The 21,588-nt window shown below is 65.5% G+C and carries 22 protein-coding genes; 9 read left to right on the top strand and 13 right to left on the bottom strand.

Annotated features, from left to right (window positions below; genetic code table 11):
• Positions 1–12: 12 nt before the first annotated feature.
• Positions 13–2,202 (bottom strand): transketolase, encoded by a 2,190-nt coding sequence (tkt, locus tag LJ754_RS09135; protein ID WP_227926317.1) that lies wholly within the window; start codon positions 2,200–2,202, stop codon positions 13–15.
• A 562-nt stretch (positions 2,203–2,764) separates the two neighbouring features.
• On the opposite strand from tkt, the gene LJ754_RS09130 reads away from it, so the two are divergent.
• Positions 2,765–3,661, top strand: a complete 897-nt coding sequence (locus LJ754_RS09130; protein ID WP_227911582.1) for a heme o synthase — start codon at positions 2,765–2,767, stop codon at positions 3,659–3,661.
• A 588-nt stretch (positions 3,662–4,249) separates the two neighbouring features.
• On the opposite strand, the gene LJ754_RS09125 is transcribed toward LJ754_RS09130, so the two are convergent.
• The 3 genes from LJ754_RS09125 to LJ754_RS09115 are packed head-to-tail and all read right to left on the bottom strand — an operon-like array spanning position 4,250 to position 6,953.
• On the bottom strand, positions 4,250–5,239 hold the full coding sequence (locus LJ754_RS09125; protein ID WP_227926316.1) for a COX15/CtaA family protein: 990 nt from the start codon (positions 5,237–5,239) through the stop codon (positions 4,250–4,252).
• Between the two features lie 5 nt (positions 5,240–5,244).
• Complete coding sequence (locus LJ754_RS09120; protein ID WP_227926315.1) at positions 5,245–5,988, bottom strand: ABC transporter permease; 744 nt, start codon at positions 5,986–5,988, stop codon at positions 5,245–5,247.
• Entirely contained in the window at positions 5,985–6,953 is a 969-nt protein-coding gene (locus tag LJ754_RS09115; RefSeq protein ID WP_227926314.1) for an ABC transporter ATP-binding protein, read from the bottom strand. The genes LJ754_RS09120 and LJ754_RS09115 overlap by 4 nt, the downstream gene beginning before the upstream one ends.
• 112 nt (positions 6,954–7,065) lie before the next feature.
• Between LJ754_RS09115 and LJ754_RS09110 the strand changes: the two genes are divergently transcribed.
• From LJ754_RS09110 to LJ754_RS09085, 6 genes are all read left to right on the top strand, one after another.
• Positions 7,066–7,857, top strand: coding sequence for a helix-turn-helix transcriptional regulator (locus LJ754_RS09110; protein WP_227911338.1), 792 nt, complete (start codon positions 7,066–7,068; stop codon positions 7,855–7,857).
• Positions 7,857–9,332: a Fe-S cluster assembly protein SufB gene (sufB, locus tag LJ754_RS09105; RefSeq protein WP_269437332.1), complete on the top strand. Its 1,476-nt coding sequence runs from the start codon at positions 7,857–7,859 to the stop codon at positions 9,330–9,332. Before LJ754_RS09110 ends, sufB begins: the two co-directional genes overlap by 1 nt.
• 101 nt (positions 9,333–9,433) lie before the next feature.
• On the top strand, positions 9,434–10,666 hold the full coding sequence (sufD, locus tag LJ754_RS09100; RefSeq protein ID WP_227911584.1) for a Fe-S cluster assembly protein SufD: 1,233 nt from the start codon (positions 9,434–9,436) through the stop codon (positions 10,664–10,666).
• Between the two features lie 106 nt (positions 10,667–10,772).
• Positions 10,773–11,543, top strand: a complete 771-nt coding sequence (gene sufC / locus LJ754_RS09095; protein ID WP_227911339.1) for a Fe-S cluster assembly ATPase SufC — start codon at positions 10,773–10,775, stop codon at positions 11,541–11,543.
• Positions 11,544–11,567: 24 nt separating this feature from the next.
• On the top strand, positions 11,568–11,897 hold the full coding sequence (locus LJ754_RS09090; protein ID WP_227911340.1) for a metal-sulfur cluster assembly factor: 330 nt from the start codon (positions 11,568–11,570) through the stop codon (positions 11,895–11,897).
• 100 nt (positions 11,898–11,997) lie between these two features.
• Positions 11,998–12,405 (top strand): DUF4440 domain-containing protein, encoded by a 408-nt coding sequence (locus tag LJ754_RS09085; RefSeq protein ID WP_227926312.1) that lies wholly within the window; start codon positions 11,998–12,000, stop codon positions 12,403–12,405.
• 14 nt (positions 12,406–12,419) lie between these two features.
• On the opposite strand, the gene LJ754_RS09080 is transcribed toward LJ754_RS09085, so the two are convergent.
• Positions 12,420–13,055: a hypothetical protein gene (locus tag LJ754_RS09080; protein ID WP_227926311.1), complete on the bottom strand. Its 636-nt coding sequence runs from the start codon at positions 13,053–13,055 to the stop codon at positions 12,420–12,422.
• Between the two features lie 199 nt (positions 13,056–13,254).
• Between LJ754_RS09080 and LJ754_RS09075 the strand changes: the two genes are divergently transcribed.
• Entirely contained in the window at positions 13,255–13,890 is a 636-nt protein-coding gene (locus LJ754_RS09075) for an HAD family hydrolase (RefSeq protein ID WP_227926310.1), read from the top strand.
• A gap of 66 nt (positions 13,891–13,956) precedes the next feature.
• Here LJ754_RS09075 and ypfJ read toward each other — a convergent pair whose 3' ends face one another.
• Genes ypfJ through LJ754_RS09055 form a run of 4 tightly spaced genes read right to left on the bottom strand, consistent with a single transcriptional unit; the run spans position 13,957 to position 16,929 of the window.
• The gene (gene ypfJ / locus LJ754_RS09070; RefSeq protein ID WP_227911344.1) at positions 13,957–14,859 is read right to left on the bottom strand and encodes a KPN_02809 family neutral zinc metallopeptidase; all 903 of its coding nucleotides are present in this window, start codon (positions 14,857–14,859) and stop codon (positions 13,957–13,959) included.
• 8 nt (positions 14,860–14,867) lie between these two features.
• Positions 14,868–15,548, bottom strand: a complete 681-nt coding sequence (locus LJ754_RS09065) for an energy-coupling factor transporter transmembrane component T family protein (protein ID WP_227926309.1) — start codon at positions 15,546–15,548, stop codon at positions 14,868–14,870.
• A complete protein-coding gene (locus tag LJ754_RS09060) occupies positions 15,545–16,273 on the bottom strand; it encodes an energy-coupling factor ABC transporter ATP-binding protein (protein ID WP_227926308.1) in 729 nt (242 codons plus the stop codon). The genes LJ754_RS09065 and LJ754_RS09060 overlap by 4 nt, the downstream gene beginning before the upstream one ends.
• On the bottom strand, positions 16,273–16,929 hold the full coding sequence (locus LJ754_RS09055; RefSeq protein ID WP_227926307.1) for a biotin transporter BioY: 657 nt from the start codon (positions 16,927–16,929) through the stop codon (positions 16,273–16,275). Before LJ754_RS09055 ends, LJ754_RS09060 begins: the two co-directional genes overlap by 1 nt.
• A gap of 257 nt (positions 16,930–17,186) precedes the next feature.
• Here LJ754_RS09055 and LJ754_RS09050 point away from each other — a divergent pair, with 257 nt between their 5' ends.
• Positions 17,187–18,785 (top strand): ABC-F family ATP-binding cassette domain-containing protein, encoded by a 1,599-nt coding sequence (locus tag LJ754_RS09050; RefSeq protein ID WP_227911348.1) that lies wholly within the window; start codon positions 17,187–17,189, stop codon positions 18,783–18,785.
• Here the strand turns inward: LJ754_RS09050 and LJ754_RS09045 are convergent.
• From LJ754_RS09045 to LJ754_RS09030, 4 genes are read right to left on the bottom strand one after another with little or no spacing between them, the layout of a single operon-like run.
• The gene (locus LJ754_RS09045) at positions 18,782–19,906 is read right to left on the bottom strand and encodes a winged helix DNA-binding domain-containing protein (protein WP_227911349.1); all 1,125 of its coding nucleotides are present in this window, start codon (positions 19,904–19,906) and stop codon (positions 18,782–18,784) included. The two genes, LJ754_RS09050 and LJ754_RS09045, sit on opposite strands and share 4 nt — an antisense overlap.
• Positions 19,907–19,963: 57 nt before the next feature.
• Positions 19,964–20,836, bottom strand: coding sequence for an SURF1 family cytochrome oxidase biogenesis protein (locus LJ754_RS09040; RefSeq protein WP_227926306.1), 873 nt, complete (start codon positions 20,834–20,836; stop codon positions 19,964–19,966).
• Positions 20,837–21,133 (bottom strand): hypothetical protein, encoded by a 297-nt coding sequence (locus LJ754_RS09035; RefSeq protein ID WP_227926305.1) that lies wholly within the window; start codon positions 21,131–21,133, stop codon positions 20,837–20,839.
• 9 nt (positions 21,134–21,142) lie between these two features.
• Positions 21,143–21,547 (bottom strand): DUF3099 domain-containing protein, encoded by a 405-nt coding sequence (locus LJ754_RS09030; protein WP_227926304.1) that lies wholly within the window; start codon positions 21,545–21,547, stop codon positions 21,143–21,145.
• Between the last annotated feature and the right edge of the window lie 41 nt (positions 21,548–21,588).

Genomic DNA, 21,588 nt, shown 5'->3' with positions numbered 1-21,588 from the left:
CTTAGTAAGGGTCTACTGCTGGTCGCCGGTCTCGGTGGACTGGGCTCCGGAGGAGGCACCGGTGGTGCCGGCCGGGGCGGATCCGCTGCCGGAAACAGCTGCGAGGGAATCGCGGGCTGCCTGCGCCACGGCGTCGGCCGTAATGCCGAATTCGCGGTACAGCGTCTTGTAGTCGGCGGAAGCGCCGAAGTGCTCCAGGGAAACGCTGCGGCCGGCGTCGCCGACAACCTCGCGCCAGCCCAGGGCGATGCCGGCTTCCACGGAGACGCGGGCCCGGATGTCCTTGGGCAGCACGGCCTCGCGGTAGTCCTGGTCCTGCTTGTTGAACCATTCGATGCTGGGCATCGAGACGACGCGGGCCGCCACGCCTTCGGCGGCGAGGGCTTCGCGGGCCTCGACGGCCAGCTGGACCTCGGAACCGGTGCCCACCAGGATGACGTCCGGGGTGACAACCAAGCCGTCGCGTACAGCTTCGGCCAGCACGTAGCCGCCTCGGGCGGCGCCCTCTGCCGAGGCGAACGTGTTGGCGGTAGCCGCACCTTCACCCCGGGCGTAGGTGGGAATGTTCTGCCGGGTCAGCACAATGCCGGCCGGGTTCTCGGTGTTCTCCAGGATGGTCCGCCAGGCCACGGCCACCTCGTTGGCGTCGCCCGGACGCACGACGTCGAGCCCGGGAATGGCGCGCAGGGACGCGAGCTGTTCCACCGGCTGGTGGGTCGGTCCGTCTTCGCCGAGCCCGATGGAGTCGTGGGTCCAGACGTAGATGGCCGGAACGCCCATCAGGGCACCAAGGCGGATGGCCGGGCGCTGGTAGTCGCTGAAGATCAGGAACGTACCGGAGAACGCGCGGGTGTTGCTGTCCATCGTGATGCCGTTCACGATCGCCGCGGCTGCATGCTCGCGGATGCCGAAGTGCAGCACCCGGCCGTAGGGGTTGCCGGCCCAGGCGTTGGTCTGCTTCCCGGCGGGAATGAAGGACGGGGAGCCTTCGATTGTGGTGTTGTTGGACTCCGCGAGGTCAGCGGAACCGCCCCACAGTTCGGGCAGCGCCGGGCCGATGGCGGAGAGGACCTTGCCGGACGCGGCGCGGGTGGACATGTCCTTGCCTGCTTCGAAGACGGGCAGGGACGCTTCCCAGCCCTGGGGCAGTTCGCCCTTCTCCAGGCGGGCCAGCAGGGCCGAACCTTCGGTGTTGGCTTCCTGCCAGGCCTTGAAGCCTTCGTTCCACTTGGTGTGTTCCTCGGCACCGCGGGCTACTGCCTGACGGGCGTGCTCGAGGACCTCGGGGTCGACGTCGAAGCTCTTAGCCGGGTCGAAGCCCAGTGTTTCCTTCAACGCGGCTACCTCGTCGGTGCCCAGGGCGGAGCCGTGGATCTTGCCGGTGTTCTGCTTGTTCGGAGCAGGCCAGCCGATGATGGTGCGCAGCGAAATGATGGACGGCCGGCCGGTTTCGGCCTTGGCCGCCATCAGGGCGTTGTAGAGCTCGTTGACGTCTTCGACGTATTCGCCGGTCTTGGTCCAGTCCACGCGCTGGGTGTGCCAGCCGTACGCTTCGTAACGCTTGAGCACGTCTTCGGTGAAGGCAATGTCGGTGTCGTCTTCGATGGAGATGTGGTTCTCGTCGTAGATCACGACCAGGTTGCCCAGTTCCTGGTGCCCGGCCAGCGAGGAGGCTTCGGCGGTGACGCCTTCCTGCAGGTCGCCGTCGGACGCGATAACCCAGACAGTGTGGTCGAACGGGCTGGTGCCTTCTGCGGCGTCGGCGTCCAGCAGGCCGCGCAGGCGGCGCTGGGCGAAAGCGAAACCAACCGAGGAAGCCAGGCCCTGGCCCAGCGGGCCCGTGGTGATCTCGACGCCGTCGGTGTGGCGGTACTCGGGGTGGCCGGGGGTCTTGGAGCCCCAGGTGCGCAGCGACTTCAGGTCTTCGAGTTCCAGGCCGTAGCCGGCGAGGAAGAGCTCAATGTACAGGGTCAGGGAAGTGTGCCCGGGGGAGAGGACGAACCGGTCGCGGCCGATCCAGTGCGGATCCGACGGATCGTGGCGCATGACCTTCTGGAACAGAAGGTACGCGGCAGGGGCCAGGCTCATGGCCGTGCCGGGATGGCCGTTGCCGACCTTTTCCACGGCGTCGGCCGCCAGGACGCGGACAGTGTCCACTGCCTTGCGGTCCGTTTCGGTCCAGGTCAGTTCTTGCTCTTCCATATGTGGCACGTTTACCGGGCCCCTCTCTGTGCAGATAACCGGCGCCGCACAGCGCCGGACATGCCCGGAAGTCCCCGTGAACCCACAGGGTGCCTCCGGTGCCTTTACCACTACAACCAACTGCGGGCGGAAATCGATACCGCATCTGCGGCAGCAATTGATTCCGCCTTTCGTAACCTGCGTTGCGGAGACTGAAAATACCGGGCGCTTCGAAAAGCGGGTGCTTCGAAAATACCGGGTGCTTCTTTGTATTGGCCCACTCCCGCCACGCCGCAGCGTTGCCGGGGGAAAGGTCCGCTCCAACCTTATCCTCTGCGGCTGCTTCCTGCCTGCCCCGTGCCGCTCCGGCGGGCCTCCGGCAGGGTCCGGACCGGGGCTCCACGGGTCCGCGGGCCGGGGCTGCGCCGTCCACCTGTGTGCGGATACGCCCGGGCGCGTTTGATGCTTCGATTTCTACAGCCGATAGAGGTTATGATGGGGACGGACTTTTTCGTTCCAGATTGGATAAAGTGATCGCTTCGTGACTACCCAGCATGCCGAATCCCCTATCTACACGGGGAAGATGACGGCGGGCCGCAAGGCCCGGGCTTACGTGGCGCTCACCAAACCACGCGTCATCGAGCTTCTGCTCGTAACCACCCTGCCCACCATGATCTTCGCGGAGCGGGGCCTTCCCTCGCTTGGCCTTATCCTGGCCACCATGGTCGGCGGGGCGTTGGCGGCCGGCAGCGCCGGTGCGTTCAACTGCTACATCGACCGCGACATGGACAAGCTGATGAAGCGGACAAAGAACCGTCCGCTGGTCACCGGCGAGGTTTCCCCGCGGGAAGCGCTGGTCTTCGCCTGGGTGCTGGGCATCGTGGCCATCGCCCTGCTCTGGTTCGGCGCCAATCCGCTGACCGGCCTGCTCGGCGTCGGCGCAATCCTGCTCTACGTGGTCTTCTACACGCTGATCCTCAAGCGCCGCACCACCCAGAACATCGTGTGGGGCGGAATGGCCGGCTGCATGCCGGTGCTGATTGCCTGGGCTGCCGTCACCAACAAGGTGGAATGGCCCGCAGTCATCCTGTTTATGATCATCTTCCTGTGGACGCCGCCGCACTACTGGCCGCTGTCCATGAAGTACGGCGAGGACTACCGCAACGCCAGCGTGCCCATGCTCGGCGCCGTTGCCGGAGCCAAGCTCGTCTCGGTCCAGGTGGTCCTGTACGCCTACGCCACGGTGGCCTGCTCGCTGCTGCTGGTTCCCGCCGGTGGAGCCGGCTGGGTCTACACGGTGGCCGCAGTGCTGGCCGGTGCATGGTTCGTGGCGGAGTCCCACAAGCTGCATTCCCGCGCACAGCGCGAGGAGCTTGACGACAAGTCGGCCATGAAGGTCTTCCACCTGTCCATCAGCTACCTCACCATCCTGTTCCTGGCCCTGGCCGTGGACCCGTTTGTGGGCAGCTCGCTGGTCTAGCTTTTACGGTTCCTGCGTGGCTGGGTCCCTTCGGGGGTCCGGCCACTGCTGTGTTCCGGGGGATTCCAGGGTGAGGTTGTTCCAGTGGTGAGGATTTCCGGGGGCGTGGTGGTTCCGGGGCGCTTTGTGCCGACGTACTCCCTGTGGGGTTTACCGGGGACCGGTGTGTTGGGAGCCTTGGGCAGCCCTAGGCAGTGGGGGAGAGACTGTGCGGAGGGGGATCCTGCAGGGTGACGACTGAGCAGATAACGGGTTTATGCCCGGGCTATACCCCCGGTATCTGCTCACTAGATGTGGGTTTCCGTCCGGCAAGCCCCGGTATCTGCTCACTAGATGCGGCTTTCCGCCCCGCACGAGGCCCCATCAGCTCTGCTTGCCCACCAACACCGTCAGCTCGGTACCCATGCCCGAGGCCCCACGCTGCAGGTGCTGCACCCAGACACTCGACCGAGCAGATAACGGATTTATGCCCGGACGTTAGCCCCGGAAGCTGCTCACCGGATGGCCGCACCTCCATCGCAACCCGCAGCACAGCAAAAAGGCCGGGCCCCGATGGGGACCCGGCCGTTAGCGGTAAGTCAGCGCGGCCTAGCGCCCGGCAGGCGCACCGGACACCGGAGCGGCAGCATCACCGGCGCTGCCGGGGACCTGCTTGGCATATCCCGTAAAGACCGCCTGCGCAGCCGCAGCAGTGAGCAGGCATGCACCGAGCATGTGCAGTGCCACCAGGGCGATCGGCAGGTGCAGGAAATGCTGCGTGTAGCCGATCACGGCCTGGGCCAGGACGACGACGGCCAGCAGCACCACGGCCTTGCGCACCCGGGCGTCGGCCGTGCGCCGGAAGACCAGGTAAAGGGCAACCGCCAGCGCGAAGACCAGCAGATAGACGGGCACCACGTGGACGCGGGTAATGAGGTCCGGGTTGAGCCCGTTGCGGGCTGCACCGTGGTCTCCCGCATGCGGACCGGAACCGGTGACCATGACGCCGAGCAGCACGGTGATGCCGGAAAGGACGCCCATGGCGCCCAGCAGCGGGCGAAGGGTCTTGCCGGCAAGCGGGGCGTGACGGACGGCCAGGTCTCCGGAGGACAGCCAAGCACGGTTCACCAACACCACGGCGGCGACAATCAGCACCATGGAAATGATGAAGTGCAGGCCCACAATCCAGGGGTTCAGGCCGGTGAGCACGGTGATGCCGCCAACCACGGCCTGCGCCGGGATGCCGGCGAGCAGTCCGATGGACAGCCACCAGAGGTCGCGGCGCTGGGCCCGGATCCGCCAGACGGAGAACACGGTGGCAAAGGCAACGGCGGTCAGCACGAAGGTCAGCATCCGGTTGCCGAACTCGATGATGCCGTGCACGCCCATTTGCGGCGTCGTCACCAGCGAGTCAGCGGTGCACAGCGGCCACTCGGGGCAGCCAAGGCCGGAGGCGGTCAGGCGGACCGCACCGCCGGTCACCACAATAACGATGTTGGCCACCAGCGAGGCCACGGCGAGGGAGCGGATCAACCGTCCTGCCGCAGGCAGGGGACCGGTGGATTGCCGGGCCGGAACTCCGGCCGAGGTTGATGACACGGTAGCTAACTCCATTTGAACCAGCGGACAGCACCCAGGCCGCCCAGTATTGTCCACGCCAGAAGGATCAGCGTGGCGGAAATATTGAACTGCGAGTCGATCAGCGCGGACCGCAGGGCGTCCCCAAGGGCGGCCGAGGGCAGGACTTCGATGAACGGCTGCAGGAGGTCGGGCAGGTTGCCTACCGGGATGATGATACCGCCGGCGGCTGCCAGCAGTATCCACAGCAGGTTGGTTATGGCCAGTGTGGCCTCGGGTCGCACGGTTCCTGCCACCAGCAGGCCAAGAGCCGTGAAGGCAACGGCACCCAGGGCCAGCTGCAAGGCTGCGGGCACCAGGCCTGCCAGCTCCGGCCGCCAGCCGAGCAGCAGCGCAACCACGGACACCAGGACCACCTGGATGGACAGCACGGCGAGAACGGCAATGACCTTGCCTGCAATCAGTCCGGCCCGGCCCAGCGGGGTGGTGGAGAGGTACCGCAGCACCCCGTACCGGCGGTCAAAGCCCGTGGCGATGCCCTGCCCGGTAAAGGCAGTCGACATGGCGCACAGCGCGAAGATGCCCGGCGTGGCCATATTGATCCGGCTGGTGCCGTAGCCGTCCAGCAGGGGAGTGACCACCAGGGCCACCATGGCCATCAGCGGCAGCACCACGGCGAGGATCAGCTGCTCCCCGTTGCGCAGCATCATCACGGCCTCATAGCGGCCCTGGTTCAGGATGCGTGCCGGAAGCGAAGCGGGAGCGCTCAACGGATGGTCCTTCCGGAAAGGTCGAGGAACACGTCTTCCAAGGTGCGCGAGGCCATATGGACCGACGACGGCAGGATCTGCCGCTCGGCCCACCACGCGGCGACGGCGGCCAGGTCCGAAGGAGTAAGGGCACCGCGCAGGGCGTAGTGGCCGGGGGCGGCCTCGGCAATGTCCAGGTGCTGCAGTGCACCTGACGCGAGGGCCGCGACGTCGAGGCCCGGGTCGGCGTCGAACGTCAGCAGGCGCTGCTCGGCCTGATGTCCGGTGGCCGAGGTCAGCTCGGCCACGGTACCGGAGGCAACGGTCTTGCCGGCGTCGATGATGTAGACGTAGTCCGCAAGCTTCTGCGCATCGTCCATCAAGTGGGTGGTGAGGATGATACCCAGGCCCTCGGAGCGCAGTTCGGAAATCAGGTCGAAGACAATCTGCCGGGACTGCGGGTCCAGCCCGGCACTGGGCTCGTCCAAAAACAGCACCTCGGGCCGGCCAATCAGGGCCGCCGCCATGGCCAGCCGCTGCTTCTGGCCGCCGGAGAGCCTCCGGATGCCGGTGTTGGCGAAGCTTCCAATACCCAGCCGCTCCACGAGTTCGGCCACCGGACGGGGCGACTCGTACATGCGGGCAACGTGTTCCAGCAGGGCCACGGGACGGGCCGACGGCGGCAGGCCGCCTTCCTGCAGCATCACGCCTACGCGGCTGCGCAGGTGGGCGTTGGCGCGGTAGGGGTCCTGCCCGAGCAGCCGGATTTCCCCGCCGTCTATGGGCTGCAGGCCCTGAGCGCACTCCAGGGTGGTGGTCTTGCCGGCGCCGTTGGCGCCAAGGAGGGCGGTGACGGCGCCGCGGCGGGCAGTAAAGTCGACGCCGGCCAGCACGCGGACCATCTTGCCGTCCAAACCAGCAACCGGGCCACAGTCCTTGATCAGACCTTTAATGGTCAGGCAGGGTTCATCGTTAGGCACCTGCATATTCTACGTTAGGTAGTACAAGCTCCCGCACGAGGCACTGCCGGGTCCGGCACGGCCGGTGGCAAGCCTTGCCTTAGTGGAATCAGGGAACAGATTAGGTCATGCTTGTGTTGTGTATTCTGTGAGCAACTCTGATACGAAGGCGGCGGCCCCGCCGAGCGCTGCCCGCGAAGCGGAGGAGCGCACCCGGGACAAGGTGCTGGGTGCGGTTCTGGAACACGGCCCGGTCAGTGCGGCTGAGCTGGGCGAACGGCTCGGCTTCACGCCGGCAGCCGTGCGCCGCCACCTCGACGCCCTGTCCACCAAGGGCCTGATCCAGGTCAAGCTGGTGCGGAACTCCTCATCCGGAGCCGGCCGCCCGGCCCGCCGCTACGTGCTTAGTCCGCAGGGCCAGGCATATCTGGGCAATGACTACCTGGACATCGCCACCGAAGCGCTGCGCCAGCTGGGTGCAGCACTGGGCCCGCAGGCCATCGAGGCCTTCGCGGCCGAACGCTTCGGCCAGATGGAGGAACGGTACCGTCCCGTTGTCGACGCCGCAGGCCCCGAGGTCGCCGACCGCGCCCAGGCACTGGCCGCGGAACTGAGCAAGGACGGCTTCGTGGCATCAACCACCATGATCGGCGCCGGGGCGAAGAAGAGTACGCTGCTTAGCATCCAGCTGTGCCAGGCGCACTGCCCCATACAGGGATTAGCCACGGCCTATCCCGTCTTCTGTGACAAGGAGACCGAAGTTTTTGCCCGCCTTCTGGACGTGGACGTCCGCAGACTGTCCACTTTGTCCCGGGGCGGACACGTTTGTACGACCCACATTCCCGTGGGTCGGAACAGATCCGCGCCGCAGGTTCCACTGCACGCCGAGACCCCCCAGTCCACATCCATTCATCAGCAAGAAAGGCCGTGATGACGGATCAAGTAACCCAGAAGCCGACGGCACCTTCCATGGTGCCGGAGTCTGTTATTTCAGACATCCTGGAAAAGAACCCTGAACTCGAGGGCATCGGTACATACGAGTACGGATGGGCAGACTCCGACGTCGCCGGCGCCACCGCCCGGCGCGGCCTGAGCGAGGAAGTTGTCCGCGACATCTCGGCTAAGAAGAATGAGCCGCAGTGGATGCTGGACCTTCGCCTCAAGGGCCTGAAGTACTTCGACCGCAAGCCCATGCCGACCTGGGGCGCAGACCTCTCCGGCATCGACTTCGACAACATCAAGTACTTCGTGCGTTCCACGGAGAAGCAGGCCAACACCTGGGAAGACCTCCCCGAGGATATCCGCAACACCTACGAAAAGCTTGGCATCCCCGAGGCCGAGCGCGGCCGCCTGGTGTCCGGCGTCGCCGCCCAGTACGAGTCCGAGGTGGTCTACCACCAGCTCCGCGAGGACCTGGAGCGCCAGGGTGTCATCTTCCTGGATACGGACACCGCCCTGAAGGAACACCCGGAAATGTTCCAGGAGTACTTCGGCACGGTCATCCCGGTTGGCGACAACAAGTTCGGCTCGCTGAACACTGCCGTGTGGTCCGGCGGATCCTTCGTCTACGTCCCCAAGGGCGTCCACGTGGAAATCCCGCTGCAGGCCTACTTCCGCATCAACACGGAAAACATGGGTCAGTTCGAGCGCACGCTGATCATTGCGGACGAGGATTCCTACGTCCACTACATCGAAGGCTGCACCGCACCGATCTACACCTCGGACTCACTGCACTCCGCCGTCGTGGAAATCATCGTGAAGAAGGGCGCCCGCGTCCGTTACACGACCATCCAGAACTGGTCCAACAACGTGTACAACCTGGTCACCAAGCGTGCCATTGCACACGAGGGCGCCACCATGGAGTGGATCGACGGCAACATCGGTTCCAAGGTCACCATGAAGTACCCGGCTGTATACCTGGTCGGCGAGCACGCCAAGGGTGAGACCCTGTCCATCGCCTTCGCCGGCGAGGGCCAGCACCAGGACACCGGATCCAAGATGGTCCACATTGCCCCCAACACCAAGAGCTCCATCATCTCCAAGTCCGTGGCCCGCGGCGGCGGCCGCGCCGCCTACCGCGGCCTGGTCCAGGTCCGCGAAGGCGCCACGCACTCGGCCAACACCGTGCGCTGCGACGCCCTGCTGGTGGACACCATCTCCCGCTCGGACACGTACCCGTACGTGGACATCCGCGAAGATGACGTCACCATGGGCCACGAAGCCACTGTTTCCCGCGTCAGCGAGGAGCAGCTGTTCTACCTCATGTCCCGCGGCCTTCCCGAGGACGAGGCAATGGCAATGATCGTACGCGGCTTCATCGAGCCGATTGCACGCGAACTGCCGATGGAATACGCCCTTGAACTCAACCGCCTCATCGAACTCCAGATGGAAGGAGCCGTCGGTTAATGTCGAAGCTTAACGACGTCGTCGAAACCGTGACCGAAAAGGTCAGCAATGTAGTGGAGGAGGTCAAGGCGAAGGTTGTTTCCCCGAAGGAAACCAACCGGATGCGCATTGACGGCTTCACCGAGGAAGGCGAAAACCTTTCCCCGCTGAACGATGACTCCTCACCGCTGGGCGGCGACAGCAGCAAGTCCCACAGCCACGGCGGCGGAGAGGGCATCCCGGACAGCTCGCGCGCCGGACGCACCACGTCCTTCCACCGGGCTGACTTCGGCAAACTGACCGGCCGTGAAGAAGACTGGCGGTTCACCCCGCTCAAGCGCCTGCGCGGACTGCACACCGCGGACCTGGACGGCACGGCTCCCGAGCTGGCCGTCGTCGCGCCGGACGGCGTGCGGGTGGAGAGCATTGCCCGCACCGACGCCCGCGTCGGTTCGGCCGGCATCCCCGAAGACCGGGTTGCCGCTGCCGCATGGGAAGACTTCCGCGAGGCCACATCCGTGACCATCCCCGCCGAGACCGTTATTGACGGCAGCGTCACGCTGACCATCAACGGCGTCAGCAAGGACCCGGCCGCCCAGCACATCGTCATCACTGCGGAGAAGTTCTCCAAGGGTGTTGTGGTCCTGGACCACAAGGGCTCGGCGGTGCTGTCGCAGAACGTCGAGATTGTTGTCGAAGACGGCGCAGAACTCACCGTTGTTTCGGTCCAGGACTGGGACGACGACGCCGTGCACGCCTCCGCGCAGTACGCGAAGATTGGCCGCGACGCGAAATTCAAGCACGTCGTCGTCAGCCTCGGCGGCGACCTGGTGCGTGTCACCCCGTCCTCCAAGTTCACCGCCACCGGCGGCGACGTGGAAATGTTCGGCCTGTACTACGCCGACGCCGGCCAGCACCTGGAGCAGCGCCTCTTCGTGGACCATGCAGTGGCCAACTGCAAGTCCCGCGTGATGTACAAGGGCGCCCTGCAGGGCCGCGACGCGCACACCGTGTGGGTTGGCGACGTCTTGATCCGCAAGGAAGCAGAAGGCACCGACACGTACGAGGTCAACCGCAACCTGCTGCTGACCGACGGCGGCCGTGCCGACTCCGTGCCGAACCTGGAAATCGAGACCGGGCTCATTGAGGGTGCCGGCCACGCCAGCGCCACCGGCCGGTTCGACGACGAGCACCTGTTCTACCTGATGGCACGCGGCATCCCCGAGGACACCGCCCGCCGCCTGGTGGTCCGGGGCTTCCTCACCGAGATCATCCAGCAGATCAAGGTTCCCGCCCTGGAAGAGCGTCTCACCGACGCCGTCGAGCGCGAGCTCGAAGCCTCCGGAGCCTACTAGGACACGGGTTCGGGTGCCGGAGAATTCCGGCACCCGAACCTGAGCCGCCTTCCATCCCCAACGCTTAGTTACGCACCTCTGGGTGCAAAGGAGAAAGCCAACTCGCATGTCTACTCTTGAGATCAAGGATCTTCACGTCAGCATTGAGACCGAACAGGGCCGCAAGCCGATCCTGAAGGGTGTCAGCCTGACCATCAACACCGGTGAGACGCACGCCATCATGGGCCCCAACGGCTCCGGCAAGTCCACCCTGGCCTCCACCATCGCCGGCCACCCGCGCTACACCGTGGACAGCGGTTCCATTACCCTTGACGGCGAAGACGTCCTGGCCATGAGCGTGGACGAGCGTGCCCGCGCCGGCCTCTTCCTGGCCATGCAGTACCCGGTCGAGGTCCCCGGCGTCACCATGACCAACTTCCTGCGCACCGCCAAGACCGCCCTCGACGGCGAAGCCCCTTCGCTGCGCCACTGGACCAAGGACGTCAAGGCTGCCATGGGTGACCTGCGCATCGACGCCGACTTCGCCCAGCGCAACGTCAACGAAGGCTTCTCCGGCGGCGAGAAGAAGCGCGTCGAGATCCTGCAGCTCGAGCTCTTCCACCCGAAGTTCGCCATCCTCGACGAGACCGACTCCGGCCTCGACGTCGACGCCCTGAAGATTGTGTCCGAAGGCGTGAACCGTGAGCACTCCAAGGGCGGCATGGGTACGCTGCTGATCACGCACTACACGCGTATCCTTCGGTACATCAAGCCCGATTACGTCCACGTTTTCGTTGACGGACACATTGCCGAGCAGGGCGGCCCCGAGCTCGCCGACCGGCTCGAAGAAGAGGGTTACGACCGCTTCACCGGCGCCAACGCCGCGGCCGGCGCGTAATTCGGAACAGCTGAAGGAGCAATAATGAGCGACTCCGATCTGGCCTCCACGTCCCTTGAGGACGTCGAAGAGGCCCTCAAGGACGTCATTGACCCCGAGCTGGGGGTGAATGTCGTTGACCTTGGCCTGCTGTACGGCCTGAAGTACGCCGAGGACGGCGCACTGCTGATCGACATGACGCTGACCACTGCGGCCTGCCCGCTGACCGACGTCATCGAAGAGCAGACCGCGCAGGCGCTGGACGGCGTCGTTGATGAGTGGCGCCTGAACTGGGTGTGGATGCCGCCGTGGGGACCTGAAAAGATCACCGACGACGGCCGCGACCAGATGCGCGCCCTCGGGTTCAACATCTAGCAGCTGTGGATACGGCAAAGAGCCGCTTCCGGATTTTTCCGGGGGCGGCTCTTTGCGTGTCGGTATCAGCATCCCAGCCGGCGCTGCTAGCGTTCGCGCCATGGGCAATACTGCAAGCACAGACCATTTTCACGACCGGTACCTCACTGCCTGGAACGCGGCCATGGCGTCCGGAGACAGTGCACCCATCGAGGCGTTCCTGGCGCCGGAGTACCACGGATGGCTGGGCTCCGCGGCTGCGTCTGCCGAGCCGTTCGACGGTGCGACGGCTCGGAAGGGTTTCCGCGCTACCGTCTCTGCATTGAAGGGCTGCACGGTCCATGCCGATTTCCGTACTGTAGCCCCGCGCGGCCGCGACGAAGCGGTGGTGTTCTACGAGATGACGTACCGGGTGGGCGGGGATAACACGGCGCGTGCGCTGCTGATGGAATCCTGGCGGCTAACAGAGGGACAGTGGCTGCTCTGCCGGGACCTTACCGAAGTCAATGTGGGCCAACCTGCGGCCTAGCAGCGTTGCGCCGGCTACCCCTCCTTCGGCTTGACGTAGTCCTCGAACTCTTTGGCTCCGTCAATCTTCCAGTCTTTTCCGACTTTCACCATGAAAACGTCCCTGCTGGTTGTCGACGCGTCGTGGTCCGGATCTTCGTACATGATTACCGCGCGCCGTGCATCGATGACCATGATGTCCTCATCCGCGATGTCCGCCGCCGCCTTCGCATCGTTCTCGTCCGTAAACGCAGTGATCAGCATGGAGTTGTACCCGATGATGGCGCGGTCTGAATCGCTCATCCCCTCCCAGTGGTAGGAACCGGACATCGGGTTGAACTCCGCGTGAAAGTCCGCCAACGCCTTTTGGCTCTCGGGTTGCAGGGCGTCGTAATTTTCTTCAACCGTGTCATAGTCACCGGTTTTGAACTTCGTCATTTCTTCAGGGCTCAAAGCATCCTGAAACTTGGCTTCATAGGCGTCAAAGTTTTCGTTCATGGTCTTGGCCGCCTTTGCTGCCGCGGACTGGTACTCCGCAAAGGCCGCTCGTACGTCCGAACGGACTTCGGCCGGGTCATCCCTGCTGTCCTGGCCGCAGCCTGACAGTGCGGTAGACAAAGCCAGTGACAAGGCCAAGACGGGCAGTGCGGGCAGTCCATGACTCTTCTTCACTGAGGTTCCTTACCTCTAGGGCTTCCGGAATCGGATTTCAGTATGCATTGAAGCGGCAGCTGGTCACTCTTGACACGCCAGTCACTGCCGCCTCCGTGTGCTGGCCGGAAGGCACGGACACTTATGTCAGTTGCCGGGACCCGGTCAAGCGGGGGAGAACCGGTTATGGCCGCTGACATCCGCTGCTAGGGTTCGCCGCATGGGGAACACCGAGAACATTTCCAAGCCCGGCACCTGGTACCTGTTCGATTACGGCATGGTGATCTCCACCGCGCCGGAGCCGGCAGACTGGGCCGCGCTGAAGCTGGAGACCGGCCAGCATCTGCAGGATCCCGCGAGCCCCTATTGGACGCACCGGGAAAGCTATGACGCAGGCCTGCTCAGTCCGGCTGCGTACTGGGCCGCCGTGCTTGCCCTGCCCGAGGTAGACGAGGAGCGGGTGCGGGTGCTGGAGGACTTGGACGCAGCACAGTGGTCCCACCTCAACCCGGACACAGCCGGCATCTTGCGGGCCCTTGAAGGCGAAGGCGCGAAGCTGGCTGTGCTTTCGAACATGCCGACGGAAATGTCCCAGCGCTACCTTCGCGATTCAGCATGGGCCCGGCACTTTGCCAAGACCTATTTCAGCGGCCCGCTGGGAATGACCAAACCTGACCGCCGGATCTTCGAGCTCGTCCTGAAGGACCTGCACGCAGAGCCCGGCGACGTGGTTTTTATCGACGACAACGAGGCAAATATCTCCGCTGCACGGGCGCTCGGCATTCGCACCGTGCACTTTCGTCCTCCGGGGGATGCCGATCCCACGGATTTGCGGGAGTTGCTGGGCCGGATGTGAGCGGTTCGCTCGGGGCACCGCGGGCGGTGGCTCCGCGGGCACGGGTGCTGAGCCGGATGGAAACCCTTACGGGCGTGACAGGTCAGCGGCGCTGAAGGTGTCGCACGTTTCCAAGGAGCCGCCGTCGTTGTAGCCCGCCAGGAACCACGCCTGGCGCTGCTCGCTCGAGCCGTGCGTCCAGCTCTCCGGATTGACCTGCCCCGTGGCGGAAGCCTGGATCCGGTCATCACCTACGGCAGAGGCAGCCGAGAGGGCGTCGTTGATGTCCGTTTCGGTAAACGGTGCGAGGAAGGGAACGTCGCTGCCCGGTGCGGGAGTAGACGCCGCATGGCGTGCCCAGAGGCCCGCATAGCAGTCGGCCTGGAGCTCGGTCCGGACCGAGGCGGACTCGGGTCCCTGCGGGTCGGCATTGCGGCCTGTACTGGATCCCGTGAGCTGCTGGATGTGGTGGCCGAATTCGTGCGCCACCACGTACTCCTGGGCCAGCGGTCCGCCGGAGGAACCATAGCTGTTCACCAGGTCGGAGAAGAACGCCGTGTCATAGTAGGTCTGTTCATCGGCGGGGCAGTAGAAGGGCCCCACAGCACTGGTTGCAGCTCCGCAGCCCGTGGTGGTCTGGTCTGAGAACAGCACCACGCCGGGCTCGGTGTAGGTGACACCGCGCTCAGCGAGCTGCGGTTCCCAGAAGCTGTCCAAACTCTCCGCAGTACCGAGGATGCGGCAGTCCAGGCGTTCGTTGGCATCCTCGCCGTTCAGGCACGTGCTGATGCTTTCGGATTGGCCCTGCCCAGCGGAGGAGGCGCCGCCGTCGCTTAATCCCAGCCCATCGATAACGTCGGAGCCGAAGAACAGGGAGAGGATCAGCAGCAGTCCGCCGCCCAGCCCTCCGCCAACAGCGATGCCTTTGCCTTTGCCGCGCCGGTCGCTCACTCGTGAGGAATCAAGGCGCGCGTTTTCGTTGAAACTCATGCCATCGATTATCCCTGACGGCCAGCATGCTTCCGTTTGGAGGGCTGCTGCGGCGTTGGTTCACCCAACCCACGGGCGGCCAGTGCTTCACCGGTCTGGTGGGCATACGCCACCGCCCGGATGACCACGGGCACCGCCAATGCCCTCGGGTTGCGTTCCAGTCCCCGGGCCATTGCTGATTGGCGGACTTCGCCTGCCGAACCGAGAAGGAACGGAAGGCTGCGCATCATCAGGGCAAGCGTCAGGGCGAACCGCTCCGGGTCCGCCCCCAGGCACGTCAGCGGCCGGGCCAGCGCTGCCAGCCCGTCCATCAGTTCCTGGGGCGCCGTGGTCAGCGTCAACAGCCGGGCGGCTACTACGCACAGCACTATCCGGCCGGTGACCAGCACTGCCGCAGCCGGTCCTTCCATCCACACCTGGACCGCAGCCAGCAGGACCAGCAGCGGCCACATCAGCCGCAAGGGCACCCACAACTCCCGCACCATCCGTGCCAGGACATAAAGCCCGGCCACCAGCACCGCAGCGGAGGCCTGCACCACAAAGGATGACGAGGCGAGCACCACTGCGGAGAGCAGCACCAGGACCACAGCCTTCAGGGCTAGCGGTGCCCTGTACAGCAGGGAGGTTCCGGTCCGGTATCCGCCCGTCAGGAGCGCGGCTGAAGCCAGCCCGGCTGAACGCCTCTTCACCTCAGGTCCAGCGCCATCGCACGGTATCTGGCGACAGCCTCCCCGGGGTCGCCGTCGAACACCACCCGTCCGCAGTCCATCACCAGCACCCGATCTGCGTCGGCAGCAAACTCGAGGTCATGGGTGGTGTAGATGACTTGCTGCGGCAGCCCGGCAAGCGTCCTGCACAACCGGGCCGTGTTGCGCAGGTCCAGGAGGGTGCTCGGTTCATCCGCCACGAGGACCGCCGGCTCAACGGCCAGGACCGAAGCAAGTGCCATCAGCTGGCGTTCACCCCCGGACAGGTCGTAGATGCTGCGGTCCGCCAGGGGCAGAAGGCCGAATGAATCCAGCCGTTCCTCGGCCGCCGCACGGCGCTCGGACCGATTGCGTACGGACGCGCGCAGGGAAAGCTCGACGTCGTCCCTGCCGGTGGGCATCACCAGCTGGGCCAGCGGATCCGTGAAGACAAACCCCACCCGCCGCCGCACCGCAGCACCCTGGCGCACAGTATCCAGGCCGTCCACGGTGACGGTTCCGGTATCGGGCAGCACCAGACCGTTGATCAACTTCAGGAGGGTGGATTTCCCCGAGCCGTTGGCACCGATCACCGCCGTACGGGGGTTGGTGAACTGCAGCGAGAAGGGACGCAGGATCGGCTCGGCGCCACTCCCGCCGCCAGTCCCAGCGCCACTCCCGCCGCCGGACGGCAGCACCGAAACATTGTCCAGGGCAATACGTGCCATCAGGGGCGCCGCCGGGTGGCCGGTGCCATGCGGGGGAACGCCCTGAACACACTGACCGCCACCGCCGCGGCGAGCATGTTCTTGAGGACGTCGCCGGGCCAGAACGCTATATCCGCAACCAGGGCGCCGGAAAAGGGCAGGTGGGCATTAACCATGAGCCCGGCAACGCCGGCAGGGTGGACCACGAGGAAACTGGTGGCCAGCCCGGCAGCGAACAGCAACGGGAACCGTGCCCGGTTCGCCCGCCGCAGCACAATACCGGCAAGGACGCCCGCAACGGCTGCAGCCAGCGGGAAGGAGAGCAGGTAACCGGCAGAGGGGCCGGCCAGCACGCCCAGGCCGCCGCGGAAGCCGCTGAAGACGGGCAATCCGGCCAGACCCGCGAGTAGGAACAGTCCTATGGCTGCCGCACCGCGGCCGGGGCCGAGGAGGATTCCCGTCAGTATCACCGCCAGGGTCTGCAGCGTGATCGGCACCCCTGAACCCAGCGGAATGCCGGGCAGAACCGAGAAGGCAGCCGTAAGTGCGGCGAAAACAGCAATCAGGGACAGGTCGCCGGGCTTCCATCCCCGCTGCCTGCGGCGGACTGCCGGCGGGGGTGAACCCTCGGCAGCAGCGCTGGTGGAACCCGGTGCATCAAGCGGTGTGTTGTCCATCGCAGCTCTCTCGTCTGGGGAAGAAATCGGTACGGTCCTGCGTTTTGAACACTAGTGGCGGGATGACGGGATTCCATTGGAGGTTTTCTACAAACCGGCCATGGCGGCTACACTGGGAAGGCTGATCCGGCCAACAAGGCCTTGCCACCGGTCACTGTGACCGTTCCCGCCTCGGTGGATTCCCACCCGGTACGAGGCCCGCGCACCGCGCAGCGTTATATCTGCAACACCTATAAACCCTTCGAAAGGTCCACTGAGTGATTTCCGTATCTGGTCTCGAGCTGCGCGCAGGCGCACGCCTTCTCATGGAAGCGGTTTCGTTCCGTGTGGACAAGGGAGACAAGATCGGGCTGGTGGGCCGCAACGGTGCCGGCAAGACCACTCTCACCAAGGTACTGGCCGGCGAGACCCTCCCGGCGTCCGGCAGCGTCAAGCGCGTCGGCGAGATCGGTTACCTGCCCCAGGATCCGCGCACACCGGACATGGACCAGCTGGGCCGGGACCGGATCCTCTCCGCCCGCGGCCTCGACGTCGTTTCCGCGCAGCTGAAAAAGTGCCAGGACGAGATGGCCAGTGATGATCCGAAGATCTCGCAGAAGGCCATGAACCGCTACGACCGGCTCGAATCCGAATTCCTGTCCGCCGGGGGATACGCCGCCGAATCCGAAGCTGCCACCATCTGCGCCAACCTGGCCCTGCCGGACCGGCTGCTGAACCAGCCGCTGAAGACCCTTTCCGGCGGTCAGCGCCGTCGTGTGGAACTGGCCCGGATCCTGTATTCCGACGCCGACACCATGCTCCTCGATGAGCCCACCAACCACCTCGACGCCGATTCCATCGCCTGGCTGCGCGAGTTCCTGAAGAACCACACCGGTGGCCTGATCGTGATCAGCCACGATACCGAGCTGCTCGAAGCCACCGTCAACAAGGTCTTCAGCCTGGATGCCAACCGCGCCACCATCGACATCTACAACATGGACTGGAAGCGGTACAAGGTCCAGCGCGAGACAGACGAGCGGGCCCGTAAGCGGGAGCGTGCCAATACCGAAAAGAAGGCCGGGGTCCTGCTTGCCCAGGCCAACAAGATGAAGGCACGTGCCTCCGGTGCTTCTGCTGCCCAGAGCATGCTCAAGCGCGTGGACCGGCTGCTGGGCGGGCTCGACGCCGTCCGCGCCAGCGACCGGGTGGCAGCACTGCGCTTCCCGGATCCCGCACCCTGCGGCAAGACCCCGATGATGGCCGAGGGCCTGAGCAAGAGCTACGGTTCGCTGGAAATCTTCACCGACGTTGACCTGGCCATTGACCGCGGCTCCAAGGTGGTCATCCTGGGCCTGAACGGTGCCGGAAAGACCACCCTCCTGCGGATGCTGGCCGGCGTGGATAAGCCGGACACCGGAAAAATCATCCCCGGCCACGGCCTGAAGGTCGGGTACTACGCCCAGGAGCACGAGACCCTGGACACGGACCGGACGGTCCTGGAGAACATGCGTTCTTCCGCCCCGGACATGGACGACGCCGAGGTGCGCAGCGTTCTCGGTTCCTTTATGTTCAGCGGCGACGACGTGGAGAAGAAGGCTGGTGTCCTCTCCGGCGGTGAAAAGACCCGTTTGGCGCTGGCCACCATCGTGGCCTCCTCCGCCAACGTGCTGCTCCTGGACGAACCCACCAACAACCTCGACCCGGCTTCGCGTGCCGAGATCCTGGGCGCCCTGAGCAATTACACGGGTGCAGTGGTGATGGTCAGCCACGATGAGGGCGCCGTGGCAGCACTGAACCCCGAGCGCGTGGTGCTGCTGCCGGACGGCGACGAGGACCACTGGAACGAGAACTACCTGGAACTGGTGACCCTGGCCTAGGAGCCGTTCCCGGGAGATTCCCGAAAACTCCCGTACTCCTGGACCGCTCGCTCCAGTTCGGCAGGGTCGAGCCCAACAGGATCCGAATCAACGTCCCGGCGTCCGGGCATCAGGAACGGCTCCACGTCCACCGTGGAGCCGTTCCTTTCCCATATCCCGGCAATCCGCCCGTCCACAAGCAGCACGTTCCGGAACAATCCGTTTTTCGCCGGGCCCACCACTGCGCGGTGCTCCGCGGCCATGATCAGATCCCGGTCTGCGTAACCGATGTGGTATTCGTCAAAACCCGGCAGCAGGCGTACGCCGCCTGACCGGCCCGTTTCCTGCTCCTCGAGGAGTTCCGGCGCCACCCACCACCGGTCCTCCCCGCGGGCAGGCTCCGCGGCCGTCAGCGGCGTGATCCGGTCTCCGGCCACTTCGAAGGCACGCCTGGCGTCGCGCAGTGTGAGCCCGCTCCACCAGGCCAGGTCCTGCGCCCGCACCGGGCCGTGACCCTGCACGTAGCGGACCGCCAGCGTCGCCAGGGCATCATCGCGGGGCAGGGGAGCGGCCGGGGAAATGACCCGCGCATAGAGCTCAAACATGGCTGTCTTGCCTGCCGGCGGAGCGAACACGATGACCTGTGACTGGGCCAGGAACCGCAAGACGTGCGACGCCGCAGCACTGTCGGTCAGTCCGCCCGCAGTAGCCAGCACTTTCACGAGTACGGACCGGGCCGCAGGACCGCCGCTGAGGGCTTCGGCCACGGCGCGCGTGCACCGGTCCAGGATTTCTTCGCTCACTCCGGCGGCCCGGCGAAGGCCCGCCTGCTGGGCGTTGGCCCGGGGTCCGAGCAAGGGTACCAACCATGCAGCATCGACGGCGCGCACCAGGTGTTGGGTCCCGCGCATGGTCCAGGTCAGAACCAAGCCGCGCCCGGCAATGGCTGCGCGGACACCGGATTCGGTGCCGCCGACGGTCCGCTGGCCTATGCTCCACGCGGCTCCGGCGGCGTTTTGGGCCTGCACCGCCAGCAGCCGTCCCACGGCATCAGCGGGGGAGGCAGCCTTGGCTGCCGCCAGCCCGGAGGCGGCCAGCCGCAGGCGGCGCAGTTCCCGGCGGGTCGAGGGGAGCGTGGTCATGGCTCCGGATCGTACCGGAAACTCCATGCCCCCGGCTGCCTGGAACCCGGCTGCCTGTTAGAACCCCTGCGCGTCCAGGATTGCGTCTTCCTCTTCTTCGCCGGTTGGTCCGCGCTTTTTCCGCGGCGGACGACGGCGGGACGGAGTCGGATTGGCGGCGATGATTTCGTCGTCGTCGTCCTCGTCATCCTCGATCCCGTCGTAATAGCGGTTCAGGGCTTCCTGACGGGCGGCGTATCCCAGGCCCAGGAACATCATCAACGCGAACCCGTACCACTGCAGTCCGTAGGACAGGTGCAGGCCTTCATCCACTTCCGGCCGCGCCGCAGCTTCGGGGACAACGGCCGTGCGCGGATCTTCGCTGGCCATCAGCCCGTAGGAGCCCTCGTGCAGCGGGTACTCCAGTTCGTCCGCAAACGCGGAAAGGTCAATCGACGCGAGCTGGCCTTCGGGAGCCCTGCGAGTCAGCTCCGGCTCGGCGGCCTTGACCCGGGCAACAACGCTGACCCGTCCTTCCGGCGCAGCCGGAATGCTGTCCGGGTGCCCCGCTTCATCGTCGCCGATCGGCAGCCAGCCGCGGTTGACCGCCACCGCCGTGCCGTCGTCGAGCTTGAGCGGCACCAGCACCTCGTAGCCGGGCCGTCCCTTCAGGGGCCGGTTCCGCACAATACGCTGCTCCGAGGAATCGTAGGTGCCCTCCAGGGTCACGGGCAGCCACTCGGCCGATTCGTCGAACCGGTCGAAGTACTTTCCGGCCTCCGCGTACGCAACCGGGGCGGCGTCGTAGTTGGATTCGATGCGCGCACTGTCGGCCAGGGACTCCGTACGGCGGTCCATCTGCCACAGGCCCAGTCCGACGCACGCGGCAGCCAGGACGCAAACCATCACAAGCCAGCCGAGCCAGCGCGCGGATAAAAGGAAGCGGTACATCTACAGGGCTCCGCTTTGGGTGCCGGACGCCAGCGGGAGGGTTTCTTTCCACAGGCCTCTGGTGCGCAGGTAGTCCTCCAGCCAGTCGCGGTGCTCGCTGCAGGAAAGCCAGGTCTTTCGGCGCTCGGGGGTGTGGATGCGGGGGTTGTTCCACAACAGCTGCCACGCCGCCTCCTGCCGGCAGGCCTTGCGGGAGCAAATTGGGGTGCCTTCGGGGCCGGCCTGCGCCCCGGATTCGGAGCGGGTACCGGAGTGCGAGCCGGAGAGGCCGCCGGATAGTGAGTCCAAGAGGTTCATGCGCTGGGCTTAGGCCTTGTCGTCGTCGTCGTCATCATCAGTGTTCTCTACTATCTCGCCCGGCACCACGGAGGTCTCGGGGGATTCTTCTGTGTGTGCGGTGTCCGGCGGCGGAGCAGGAGCGTCAATAGCTGCAGCCGGAGGCTGGTTGATCATGGCGTCGGAGGCCTGCATGTTGCGGGTGTCGGCGCCTCCGTTGGCCATGATGACAGCGAAATAGGGCAATACCACTGCACCGGCAATAACCACCCACAACAACCAGCCGTGAACGAAGAACAGCAGGAAAAGGCACACCACGCGGATGCCCATCGACACGCCGTACTTGATCATGCGGGCATGCATCTCATCGGTGTGCGGGTTAGGCGCGGCGGTGATCCGGGGAACACTGTCCCCGCGATTTGTGTCCTTAGCCATCTATAGCAGCCATCACTCTCCAAACAGGTTCGTCCATTCTC

It is taken from the genome of Arthrobacter sp. zg-Y40 (assembly GCF_020731535.1).
Classification (GTDB): domain Bacteria; phylum Actinomycetota; class Actinomycetes; order Actinomycetales; family Micrococcaceae; genus Arthrobacter_B.
The sequence above is the reverse complement of the archived record's forward strand: the minus strand, read 5'-3'. Positions and strand labels throughout refer to the sequence as shown.